The following is a 13062-nucleotide window of genomic DNA, read 5'->3' on the forward strand; positions in this document are numbered from 1 at the left end:
TTTGATTACTAAGGACTTTCTTTTTTTCTCCCAAAAAAGAAATACCTAGAAAATGTATGGAATTACAAATTCCAATGATCTATCATTCGACATGACCCTTCGGAACATGTCTAATAGCTATGTTAGAAATTTACAGTTGGCTGAGGCTCTCGAAGCCAACATCATAAGTTGTTTGTTCTACTAAGTGTAATGTCGAATAGTCAATTTAAATCATTAAAATCCTTTTCAATTGACCCTTTACCTAGTTTTTGATTACTAAGGACTTTCTTTTTTTCTCCCAAAAAAGAAATACCTAGAAAATGTATGGAATTACAAATTCCAATGATCTATCATTCGACATGACCCTTCGGAACATGTCTAATAGCTATGTTAGAATTTACAGTTGGCTGAGGCTCTCGAAGCCAACTGCTAATTTACAAAATGCTATTTAACACCTAAACACTAATCCCTAACCTCTAATCACTATATTTCTACATTCTACATTACATAGGTTAATCCTACGAAAGATGGGAACGGAGCGAAAAGGAAATTGTGAATGATGAATGATAAATTAAAAATGGATATCGCACAACATGCTAATAACTAATCCCTAATAACTAACAACTTAGGATTAACCGCTTTCCAATAAGTTTTTTTGTTTCTTTTTTTATGAAAAAAAGAAAATCCACGTGATTTGATGAAAAGAAAGATGAATATTTAAATATTCTTTAAATCAATCACTTTATTTAAATAGCGCTTACCAAGGCATTTCTTTTTTTTCAAAAAAAAAGAAACAAAAAAAACCTTTTTTTTGTCGTCCAGCAAAGGCGAATTCTGCTACGCAGAACCGGGATTCACTTCGCTATCGCCTATACTTTTGACGCCGACGCGGCATCGCCCTTGCGCGTTGTCAAAACCTCGTCTACCGCTGCGTTCATTCCCTTTCGCTGGAGCTGAACGACGAGACCTGCTATTGATTAGAAATTACTTGGATAAATAGAATAGATTAATTATCAGATTCTTAGCACTAACTACTAAACACTAATCCCTTTATTTTAAGTTGAACGGTTAATCCCAACGAAAGATGGGAACGAAGCATGAGCGAAGCGGTAGGCGCATTTTTGACTCTTGCGTAGGGCGTAGCCAAGCGTCAAAAATTAAAGCCGTATGCGGAGTGAGCATCGGTTCCGCAAAGCGGAATTCGTCTTAGGATTAACCGTATTTACCTATAAGTTTTTTTGTTTTTTTTTCTCCAAAAAAAGAAATACCTGGAAAATGGTACTGAAGTAGTGTTCGATTAAAAGATTACAAATTGAATTTTAAAGGTTGGCTTCGAGAACCTCAGCCAACTCATCTACTTGAAGTAAATTGAGTAGTTGTGTCTTACTACAAAAATTAACAGTTGGCTGAGGCTCTCGAAGCCAACTGTTAATTTACAAAATGCTATTTAAGAGCTAAACACTAATCCCTAACCACTATTCACTATTTTGCTACATTCAAAGGTTAATCCCAACGAAAGGTTGGAACGAAGCGGTAGGCGCATTTTTCACTCTTGCGTAGGGCATAGCTAAGCGTCAAAAATTAAAGCCGTATCAAATGAATGATCTTCGGAATTACAAATTCCAATGATCTATCATTCGACATGACCCTTCGGAACATGTCGAATAGCACAATTTACAGTTGGCTGAGGCTCTCGAAGCCAACATCGTCTGAGACTCTCGAAGCCAACATTATTTAAAGAGCCTTACAGCCTTTTTATGAATGAGGGACTGATTATTTAACAGATTTGGCTACCGTCAATAACTCCTTAGCACCACCACGAGGCAAACCCAATACCTTCTTCTTTACCTTTCCCGAAGCATCCATGAACATCAAAGTTGGATAACCTTCTACTGGATACATATTGGCCAATTGCGGACCTTCACCCGCTTCCATGTCCACACCAATAGAAATGAACTTCGCATTCATGTATTCACCCAATTCTTTGTCTGGAAATACTTTGGTTTTCAATACCTTACATGGCCCACACCATGAAGTATAAGCATCAAAAAAGATTAATTTGTTCTCCTTCTTCGCCTTTGCTAATGCCTGCTTGAACGTTCCATGAAAAAATTCAATGCCATCACCATCTGCCGTTTTAGCAAAAGAAGCGAGTGAAATGGATAGTAAAAATGTTAGAGCTAAATATTTCATATTGTTTAAATGTAGAATGTAGAATGAAGAATGTAGAATGAAGAATGAAGAATGAAGAATCGGTTGTGCTTTAAGTTTACAATTGATAACGGATAAATAAGTTAAAAATTATATTTGAAGTAATTGCAGCAATGAAAAACTAGCATGATAACATTAAATTTCAAAATGTAAAATATAAAGTTTGAAACTCTACATACTTAATTCTACATTCTACATTCTTCATTCTTCATTCTTCATTCTTCATTCTACATTCTACATTCTTCATTCTTAATTATACGAGTTCAACATCACCGGCATCACCAATAACAATACATCCTCATTTTCATCTTGATCCGATGGAATGATTAAACCTGCCTTGTTCGGTTCGCTCAATTTAATGTCCACATATTTCGCACTTAAATTACCCAATAGCTCCGATATCAATTTGGCATTGAATCCAATCTCCATATCTTTTCCAGCATATTCGCATGCCAAGACCTCATTGGCCTCATTGGAATAATCTAAATCCTCTGCAGAAAGCGTTAATTTATTGGCACTTAATTTCAAGCGAATTTGATGCGTTGTCTTATTGGAATAAATCGAGATACGTTTCACCGAACTCAAAAACTCCATGCGGTTAATCGTCAAAATCTCATTGTTCTCCTTCGGAATCGCATTTTCGTATTCTGGGAAACGCTCGTCGATAATCCGACAAATCAAGGAGAAACTTTGGAAGGTAAAGAAGGCGTTCGACTGACTGAATTCTACTTTCACCGTGGTATCGTCCATCGGTAGGGTAGATTTCAATAAGGATAATGCTTTCTTAGGTAAAATTAAGCTGCTTTGAGCCTCTGGACGAATATCTGTTCTGCGGTAACGAACTAAACGGTGGCCGTCAGTAGCCACAAAATTGGTATGATCACCCATCATTTGAATCAAAACCCCTGTCATAGCCGGACGCATGTCATCATTAGAAACGGCCAACAAGGTATTAGCAATGGCTTCTCCCAAAACAGAAGAAGAAAGACTAATCGATTGATTTTTGGCTACTTCTGGAATACGTGGGAAGTCGATGGGATTTTCTCCGCTCAATTTAAAACGACCATTCTGTGTGGAAATTTCCGCCCCAAAGGTACCCTGATCTGCCATAATCGTAACAGGCTGCTCAGGTAGGCTACGAAGGGTTTCCAACAATAAACGTGCTGGTAGTGCAATAGATCCATTTTCTGAGCCTTCTACATCCAAGGTGGTGGTCATCACCGTTTGTAAATCAGATGCCGTTAAGGTCAATTGATTGCCCTCCAATTCCACTAAAATATTCTCTAAAATAGGAATGATTGGATTGCTCGCAACAACCCCATTGATGGCTGAGATTTGTTTCAGAAGAACACTAGAAGCTACATTAAATTTCATGTATAGGATGGTTTTAAGAGTATTTGTGATAAAGGCACCTGCAGGTGCATTCAAACCTTGAAGTTAAAATAATTTAGGTATTCTACCAAAGGTTTCAGGCATTGTATTTTTTCTTTCGGTAGACTATTACCAAAAGGCTGATAATTCCCGCAAAAGCGATGGGAATAGCCAAATTTATACCTTGCCAAAAGCTTTTGTCTTCCTTTACCTTGACTTTATCCAAGGGCCTCAAACGAACATTTTTATTTCGGGCCAATAAGGCTTGTTGATCATCCAATAAATAATGAAAAGCATTCAAAATAAAGTCTTTATTGGCAAAGGTATGTTTCGCGAAAGTATCAAATCCTAGCGGGAGTGGCGCCTTGGTACTAGGGTCCACTCCATTCAAAGGTATGTCCCCGTCGGCCACAATGATCAAAGCTCCCTTTTTATCAGATTGGGCTTGAAACGGTTTCGCTAATTTTTCGGTAGGTAAAATACGGTTGGTGAAGGCCGACTGAAATGCACCTTCCAGCATGTAAGAAATCACTTGCGATCCTCCCTGGTATTTAGCCGGGTCAAATTCTTTGCCAGAAGCTGAAAAGGGAAGGGTGGCAGGTGTTTTTTGAACTTGAGTATAAGGACTCGTTTTTAATAAAGCTGTCCGTTTTAAACGCTGGCCGCTTTGTACCGTATCCAAGCTAGAAACAAAATGCCCATACACCGCATCTAAGTTTTTAGTAATGACCGAATTCGGATTTCCATTCAACAAGGGGAATGCCGGCCAAGGCATTAATTCTAAATTAGCTTGGTTACCAAAGTTGCCCACCGCCAATGGAATGGCTCCACAGAGTTGCGCATCCTTCACCAAATTAGCGTTCAATCGGATGCCATATTGAAACAAAAGGTTTTGCAAACCTATCTCCTGGGGAGTCACAATTAAGCCTTGCCTCTCCAAGGTATCAATTCGAACTCCATCCAAAAAGAAAATGCCCTTTCCGCCCTGAACCAGAAATTGGTCTATTTTGTATTGATCTTCCATCGAGAATTTGATGGAAGGCTGTATCACACAAATGGCATCCAAGCCGTCAAGGGTCAAGGATTGTGATAAATCAACCGGATATAAATCGTAGGATTTTTTTAATTGAGCTATCAAATCCAGTTGTTTGATGGCGGGTACTTGACTATGATCTAAAAAGAAACCGATTTTTTTACGTTCTTGATTTTGTTGTACCTGCCTGATTCCCTGCATCAACTCGTACTCTAGGCCTTCAATCGACTGATTTAATACCTCTTGTGGACTAGTCAGCTTATTTCCTTTCAAAAGCAAAATGGCAGCTTGGCGGTCTGATTTCTCAATAACGATACCCGGAAATATCAATTGCTGTACTTGTTGGCCATCTTCCTGATTGACAACATTGGTAGGAGGGATGCCTAATGAATCTAAATAAAATATGAGAGCTTGTCGATCTTTCTCCTTCGGATAGGTTTTATAGACGTCTATTTGCTCTATATCGATGCGCTGCGGGCTTTGTGCGCGAACATCATCAAGTAGCTCCATCAATGCTTTTTCTAGCCTTCTAAAGCCGCCTGGAAGATTACGCCCACCCAAATATACTTTGATGGCGATTGGGCCATCCAAGGATTGCAATACGGATATGGAGGATTCACTCAAGGTGAATTTCTTTTCTTCACTTAAATCCCAACGTAAACGAAGCTGTGGACTAATGATCATGAGTAAAAAACCCAATCCGATCAAGATGGCCCATAAGCTGTTTTTTGTCAGTTTCATGTAGATAAAATTGGTTTCAAACAAGAAAAGCATTCTTTGCAGAATGCTTTTCAAAGATAAAAGATATTTTGATTAATAGAATTTGTAACGCTTATCTACAATCTTCGCATTTTCTTTAATGGCTTCATTGATGTAGTAAGAAGTACGTTGTATACCCATCGACTGAATCTGAGTTTTATACGTGGTATAATCCGCCAAAGCTGGAGCAGCTACAGCAGCCGTTTTTTCTGCAATGTAAACCCCATTGTCTCCTACGAATACTTGACTTCTTTTCCCAGTTTTTAAACCTGCAATTTTACCTAGAGCTATCGCATCTGGACCAGCAGTATTTAACATACCCGTAGATAAAGTAACATCAGCTACATTCTCTACCAAGGCACCAGCACCATATTTCTGAGCAATTTGCTCTAAGCTACCTTTGATAGTGCTCAATTTCGCAGCAATTTTTTCACCTTTCAGTTCAGCACGAACCAAGTTGGTAATACCTTCACGGTAATCGTCCACTTTAACATTGTCTTTATCTGTTTTACCAGTTAAATAAGCCACAATGTATTGATTGTCTTGTTCAAATACTTTTTTAGAACCATCACCGATCGAAGTACCTTCATCAAAAGCCCAACGCACAATTTCACGAGCATTCGTTAGGTTATTGATGCTAGTCGCATTTTCTAACAAGCGCTCAGCACGCATCATGATGATGTTTTTATCTTTTTTCAAAGCTGCCTCAAACGCGCCTAAAGTTCCATTGGCATTGGCAAATGCATCGGCTTGTGTATAAACACGGTCTAAAGTAGCTTGTGAAGGAGCAATGGTCTTGTTGATAGCAGCTAAACGGTAAGCTGTATTGGTTTTCGCATCAGTAATTTTAACGATATGGTATCCAAATTCAGTTTCAACCACACCCGGCATTAAACCAGCACCGTTAAATCCGAAAACAGCTTTTTCGAAGGCTTTGGTCATAGCACCATTGTTTTTGAAATATCCTAGGTCACCACCATTTTGTGCAGTACCATCCATTCCGTTCAATTGCGCCAAGGTTTCAAAGCTTGCACCACCTTTGATTTGAGTCAAGATGCTTTCTGCTCTTTGTTTTGCTTGTGCCTTAGCAGAATCTGTTTTATTAGCCGGAGCAATCAAGATATGGCTGGCACGAACAGTGAACAAGCTATCTTTTTTAACACCGCCGTATTTGTAAATAGAATAAGTCAATCCGTTTTTGAATGGGCCATAAATACCACCCACTTGGAAAGTACCTAATTGAGATTTAACCGCTTCTGGAATTTCAGAGTAAGCCAATAAATAAGGTGTGCGCACATCGGAATTCAACATGGCAAAAGCTGAATCATTCGGTGCAACAGCTAAGTCTTTCGCTAACTTCTTGATTTGGTTGTAAAACTCAACCGTATCTTGTGCCGTAGGCACAACTGGGAAAGTAGCATATTGGATGGAACGTGAGTTAACCCCTTTGAAACGATCTTTGTGTTTAGCTAAATATTCTTCCAATTGTGCATCACTCACCTTGATAGTAGAATCAGGAATAGAGAAGAAAGGCACGTATAAGAAGCGAGCTGAAAATTTAGCATTTTGAGATTGGTATTCTTTTTGTGCTTCAGCCGTGTTTACGTATGTAGATAAACGGATAAGGTTTTCATATTTTGAACGAATACGATCTTGAGCAATGGATTTCTCAAAACTAGCCCAGCCTTGTTGCTGCTGTGCAGGCATTGTCTTTAAGTTTTTCAAAAACTGAATCACAAAAATCTTATCAAACTGACCTGTTTGTGGATTTGTGAATTGCTGACGAACAGATGGGTGGATATTATTTCCTTGAACCATGTCAATCAATTCTTCGGAAGAAACTTTTAGACCTAAGGCATCAAACTCTTTTTTGTAAGCAATATCCAAAATGTATTGATTCCAAACTTGATCACGTATCATAGTGGCTTCTTGCTCACCTGGACCTTTTCCTGTTTGTGCCGTGTAATTGGCTGTAGCCTCTTCTACCTTCTTTTGAAATTCAGGTAATAAAATGCTTTCACCGGCAATTACCCCTACTTCTTGGTTGTTGGAGCCAAATAAAGACGATCTTCCTTGGAAAATATCACTACCGATGAGAAATAAAATTAAACTGATGGCGATTGCTGCTGCCGCGATTCCCGATTTCTCTCTAATTTTTGTAATTAATGCCATTGATAATGTATAATAAGTTGTTTAATGTCTTTTTTAATAGCCTTAGCCTTTCACAAAAGAAACGCAAAATAATCACATTTCTAATGAAAAAGCAAACCTTTGTCAGAATGTAACTCCGAAATTTAAGCTTTCAGGACTTGGGTCAAACTTTCTAAAAACTGATCAGCCACCTTTTGGTCAATAGCTAAACTTGGTAATAAGCGCAATGTATGCTTTCCAGCGTATCCACAGAAGATATGGTGATCAAATAATAAAGCATCACGAATGGGTCCAACGGGCGCTTCGAATTCTATTCCAATCATCAAACCTTTTCCTCTTACTTCTTTGACCGCGGTGAATTGACTTAATTGATCGATCAAATATTGACCCACTTTAGCGGCGTTTTCAATTAAATTTTCCTCTTTGATGATATCCAAAACCGCATTTCCTGCTGCACAAGCCATGTGATTACCTCCAAAAGTGGTACCCAAAAGGCCATAGCTGGCTTTAATGTGCGGTGCTATTAATACCCCACCCATAGGAAAACCATTTCCCATGCCTTTGGCGGTTGTCATCATGTCTGGTTGAATACCGGCATACTGATGGGAGAAGAATTTACCTGAACGGCCGTATCCGCATTGTACAGAATCCAATATTAATTGAGCTCCCGTTTCATCACAACGTTTTCTAAGGGCTTTCAAAAATTCCGTTTCAGCTACTTGAATACCACCTACGCCCTGTATTCCTTCCACGATCACCGCCGCTGTTTCTTCAGTAATTCCCTCATCTAAACCTTCTAATTGATTGAGAGGAAGGAAACTCACATGAGAGGTGTCATTGATGGGTGCTACTATGCTTGGGTTGTCGGTCACAGCCACTGCACCAGCTGTACGTCCATGGAACGCATTTTTAAATGCCACCACTTTTTTGCGTCCCGTATGAAAGGATGCCAATTTTAAGGCATTTTCATTGGATTCAGCCCCTGAATTGGTTAAAAACAATTGATAATCAGGGTAACCTGATAATTTCCCTAGCTTTTCTGCTAGCTCTTCCTGACCTGGAATGATCACAGAATTGGAATAAAATCCTATGTTCTGCAATTGTTCCGTCAATTTGGCCACATAATAGGGATGAGAATGTCCGATGGAAATAACGGCGTGGCCCCCGTATAAATCGATATATGTTTGACCCTTTTTATCCCATAAAATGACTCCTTGTGCTTTTACAAGTTCAATTGGATAAAGTGGATATACGTCAAATAAATTCATGATATGCGTAATTTTTGAATGAAAATCTAGCTATTAAATACTAATTAAAAACCAATGGCTTTTAATCGTAGACCTTCATCTTCTTTCCATCCGAGCATGATGTTCATGTTTTGCACGGCTTGACCAGAGGCTCCTTTGATTAAATTATCGATAATGGAAGTAATCAATAATTGTCCTTGGTGGATTTCAAGGTGCAACAAACATTTATTGGTATTCACCACTTGCTTTAAATCAATGCTGGCTTTAGAGACGAAGACAAAGGGTAAGGACTCATAGTAATCGTTGTATAATTCCAAGGCCTCTTCCAGAGTACCTGTGTATGGAGTATATACATTGGCCATGATTCCCCGGGAGAAATTTCCTCGATAAGGGACGAAATGGATCAAAGGGGCCTTGTTACCAAAGGCTAAGGTTTGACCAATTTCTGCCAGATGTTGATGGGTGAAAGCTTTGTAAATACTAATATTATTATTTCTCCAAGAAAAATGACTGGTGCTGGATAAGGATTGTCCGGCTCCAGTACTACCTGTGATGGCTGAAACATGCACATCGCCAGTAATTTTTCCTGCAGCTGCCAAAGGCAAAAGAGCTAATTCAATGGATGTGGCAAAACATCCTGGATTCGCAATTTTTTGAGCCGTTTGAATTTTGGCTTTTTGAAATTCGGGAAGACCATAAACAAAGCCATCCGATTCATCCCGGTAGTCGGTACTTAAATCAATGATTTTTGTATGCCAAGGAATGTCATTTGCCTCTAGAAATTTTTTGGATTCTCCGTGACCCGAGCAAAGAAAGAGTACATCCACGGGTTTTAAGGTATCCGTGAATTTGGCATAAGTACTACCCAATAAATCTGTGTGTACATCAGAAACCAATTTCCCAGCTTGTGAATTAGATAATATACAAGTCAATTCCACATCAGGATGATTGACTAAAATCCGTAATAATTCACCTCCGGTGTATCCTGCTGCGCCTACTATTCCTATTTTAGCCATACTATTGTTCGTTTACCTTCCGGTGTATCATGGTTTGGTTGGAGACGATTTTAGAGAAACCTCTTACATCATCGCCCGTCCAAGCTTTATTCATTTCTCCATAGGCTCCAAAAACAGAGGACATCAAATCGTATTTCGATTCAATACCTAGGATGTGGAATTGATATGGGTTTAATTGTACATGAACAGTTCCTGTTACATTGCTTTGGGTATCTGCCAAGAATGTTTCAAAGTTGCGCATGACAGGCTCTAGAAACTGGCCTTCGTGCAACAAGGTTCCGTACATATCACCAATGTTTTGTTTCCAATACAATTGATGTTTGGTCAAAATATGTTTTTCTAAACTATGGTGTGCCTTGATGATAATTAAAGGAGCAGGAGCTTCAAATCCCACACGACCTTTGATACCAATAATGGTGTCTCCTACGTGGATATCTCTTCCAATGGCAAAAGCACCCGCTAATTCTGTTAATTCGCGGATGGCAGCTACTTTAGATGCGGATTTTTTTCCATTGATACCAACTAATTCTCCTTGTTCAAATTCCAAAGTAATTTTCTCTGGACTAGTTTTGGTCAATTGAGTAGGCCAAGCTTCTTTCGGTAAATATCCATCAGAAGTTAATGTTTCTTTTCCGCCCACCGAAGTACCCCAAAGGCCTTTATTGATGGAATAAGCGGCTTTATGCCATTCTTGAACGACACCTTTAGATTTTAAAAAGTCGATCTCAGCTTCACGTGAAAGTTGTAAATCACGAATTGGCGTAATGACTTCACATTCAGGAGCTAAGATGCGGAATACCACATCAAATCGAACCTGGTCATTTCCTGCCCCTGTACTTCCATGAGCGATGGCCTTGGCACCTAATTTTTCAGCATATTTTGCCACAGCCGTGGCTTGAAATACACGTTCAGCAGATACAGAAAGCGGATAAGTATTATTTTTCAAAACATTGCCATAAACCAAATAACGTAGGCAATCTTGATAATAAGAATCCACCACGTCCAAAGTAACGTGTGAGCTAACTCCTAAAGCATAGGCTTTGGCTTCAATGGCTTTTAATTCTTCCGGAGAAAAACCACCTGTATCTACCAATGCCGAGTGCACTTCCATGCCACGCTCTTCGGTTAAATATTTGACACAAAATGAGGTATCTAATCCTCCACTAAAGGCTAAAATTACTTTCGGCTTGCTCATGTTTATTTGGATTTCCCCTTTTTCTTAAAGGGCATTAATAATTTTTCTTTGATCTTTTTCAATTTGCTGAAATCAGCAATGTTTTTGAGGAATAACCATTTTTCCTCTGAATCGCCTACAGACTTCTTTGCTGCATTGGGATCATAAATCATCCCAGTGCAAAGGCAAATTTTTCGCTCAGTCCGAGTTAAAATATCATAGTTGACACAAGATTCGCAGCCTTTCCAGAAATTATCATCTACTGGTAATTCAGAAAAAGTAGTGGGTTCATATCCCAAGTCCGAGTTGATCTTCATCACGGCTAGGGAAGTGGTGATACCTATGATTTTGGCATCAGGATAGCGGGTTCTAGATAATTCGAAGGCCTTAGCTTTTACGGCTTTGGCTACTCCATATTGCCGATAAGAAGGATTAACGATTAATCCCGAGTTAGCAACAAACTTTCCATGTTGCCAGGTTTCTAAATAACAAAAGCCCACAAATCCACCGGTGACGTCATCAGTGGCGATGATGGCCTTACCTTCCGACATTTTCTCTTGCAGGTATTCAGGCGTTCTTTTGGCAATACCCGTTCCACGAGCTTTTGCCGATTCTGCCATTTCGTGGCAAATAGACTCTGCTAGGCCAAAATGGGCTTGACTAGCAACTTGAACAGTATAAGAATTCATTCAGTAACGACGATAAAAATTAAACAATAGCATTCTTCGGGTCCCTAGGGGATCATACCCTAAAGATGTATCGTCGCCTTCGTCGGATAGGAGATGTAAGATGTACGAATAATAATTTTATCTGCATTCTTTTTGTAAACCCAGGTAGTTCGTCCTAAGTTTGTCCTAATTAGCTCGCAATTTCAGAAATTCAACGGGGAAATGCGAATAATCTCCAAATTATTTCATGGAAGAGGTTAAACTATTATCAGTCGAACAGTTAATTTATGCCTATGCCAAAGGGGTTTTTCCCATGGCAGATGAGGGTGAAATACATTGGTATAGTCCAGATCCCAGAGCTATCATCCCGATTGATACCTATAAACCTGCCCAATCTTTGCGCTCCGTAATAAATAAACATGTATTTGAAATACGTGTGGATACGCAATTTGAAGCAGTTATGCAGTTTTGTGCAGCACCTAGGTCTACGGACTCCGAAACTTGGATTTCGGAGGAAATTATTCAAGCTTATACCGAGTTAAATCGGAGGGGTTTTGCTCATTCTGTGGAGGCATATCAAGATGGGAAATTGGTAGGAGGCTTGTATGGAGTAGCTTTGGGTGGGGCCTATTTTGGGGAATCCATGTTTAGTTTAGTATCAAATTCATCCAAGGTCGCCTTTCATTACCTAATGGTTTTATTGCGCGAGAAAGGATATTCTTTATTGGATACCCAATTTATGAATGACAATGTGCTACGTTATGGAGCCATTGAAATCAGTCGGAGGGAATATAAAAGTCGATTAGCCAAGGCCTTAAAAAAGACCTGCCATTTTCAATTGCCCGGAATGGATTATTGAACTAGGTACTATTTTGCTTGCTGGGTCAATCCTTTCATGACTAAAATACAAACTAAGAGCATAGTGATGGTGACTAAAACCAAGCCCGTGGTTATGACAGATTCTATGAATGGCCCTTGTTCCCTTCCTCCAGCGATGGGTAATAATTTTCCTGCTCCTGTCGCTGCTGCTAGACCGATACTTAGAAAATTGAGGTAGGTTCCTACCACGGCCAACTGAAAAGTTAATTTTAACCAAAGATTTGATAAATTCAGTCGGTGCCAAATTAGTCCTAAAATAACTAAAAACATGCCATTCATAACTCCTTCTAAATGAGAGGATAAGCCTAATCTAGGTTTGGCAAGTATTGGGATGAGTAATCCTATCACTAATCCTAAAAAGAACAAGAAAATGCCCAAAAATATGAGCTTATCGGCCTGCTGTTTGTGTAATGTGGTATTTTCCATATGCCTGATAATGAGTAGGTTGAATCATATTTGAGTAATTTAAGTGGCTTTTTGAAAATTTCAAAATCATAGAAAGTTTTCTTTTTATAAAGCAATTCTCCATTCTCCATTCTCCATTCTCCATTCTCCATTCTCCATTCTCCATTCC

The 13062-nt window shown here is 39.1% G+C and carries 10 protein-coding genes; 1 reads left to right on the forward strand and 9 read right to left on the reverse strand.

What is annotated here, in order from left to right; genetic code table 11:
- Positions 1-1752: 1752 nt before the first annotated feature.
- The 8 genes from SKC36_RS11045 to SKC36_RS11080 form a co-directional block, all read right to left on the reverse strand.
- Positions 1753-2172, reverse strand: a complete 420-nt coding sequence (locus SKC36_RS11045) for a thioredoxin family protein (protein ID WP_459454765.1) — start codon at positions 2170-2172, stop codon at positions 1753-1755.
- Between the two features lie 267 nt (positions 2173-2439).
- Entirely contained in the window at positions 2440-3564 is a 1125-nt protein-coding gene (gene dnaN / locus SKC36_RS11050) for a DNA polymerase III subunit beta (RefSeq protein ID WP_459454764.1), read from the reverse strand.
- 94 nt (positions 3565-3658) lie between these two features.
- A complete protein-coding gene (gldG, locus tag SKC36_RS11055; protein WP_459454763.1) occupies positions 3659-5335 on the reverse strand; it encodes a gliding motility-associated ABC transporter substrate-binding protein GldG in 1677 nt (558 codons plus the stop codon).
- 72 nt (positions 5336-5407) lie between these two features.
- On the reverse strand, positions 5408-7525 hold the full coding sequence (locus tag SKC36_RS11060; protein ID WP_459454762.1) for a peptidylprolyl isomerase: 2118 nt from the start codon (positions 7523-7525) through the stop codon (positions 5408-5410).
- A gap of 122 nt (positions 7526-7647) precedes the next feature.
- The gene (locus SKC36_RS11065) at positions 7648-8775 is read right to left on the reverse strand and encodes an aspartate aminotransferase family protein (RefSeq protein ID WP_459454770.1); all 1128 of its coding nucleotides are present in this window, start codon (positions 8773-8775) and stop codon (positions 7648-7650) included.
- A 41-nt stretch (positions 8776-8816) separates the two neighbouring features.
- Positions 8817-9767, reverse strand: coding sequence for an N-acetyl-gamma-glutamyl-phosphate reductase (gene argC, locus SKC36_RS11070; protein ID WP_459454761.1), 951 nt, complete (start codon positions 9765-9767; stop codon positions 8817-8819).
- Between the two features lies 1 nt (position 9768).
- Positions 9769-10962, reverse strand: a complete 1194-nt coding sequence (gene argG / locus SKC36_RS11075) for an argininosuccinate synthase (protein WP_459465926.1) — start codon at positions 10960-10962, stop codon at positions 9769-9771.
- Between the two features lie 2 nt (positions 10963-10964).
- Positions 10965-11630, reverse strand: a complete 666-nt coding sequence (locus SKC36_RS11080; protein WP_459465927.1) for a GNAT family N-acetyltransferase — start codon at positions 11628-11630, stop codon at positions 10965-10967.
- A 226-nt stretch (positions 11631-11856) separates the two neighbouring features.
- Between SKC36_RS11080 and aat the strand changes: the two genes are divergently transcribed.
- Positions 11857-12468: a leucyl/phenylalanyl-tRNA--protein transferase gene (gene aat, locus SKC36_RS11085; protein WP_459465928.1), complete on the forward strand. Its 612-nt coding sequence runs from the start codon at positions 11857-11859 to the stop codon at positions 12466-12468.
- Between the two features lie 8 nt (positions 12469-12476).
- Here the strand turns inward: aat and SKC36_RS11090 are convergent, their stop codons facing one another.
- On the reverse strand, positions 12477-12914 hold the full coding sequence (locus SKC36_RS11090) for a hydrogenase (protein WP_459465929.1): 438 nt from the start codon (positions 12912-12914) through the stop codon (positions 12477-12479).
- Positions 12915-13062 lie beyond the last annotated feature (148 nt).

Source organism: Aquirufa sp. OSTEICH-129A, from assembly GCF_054558355.1.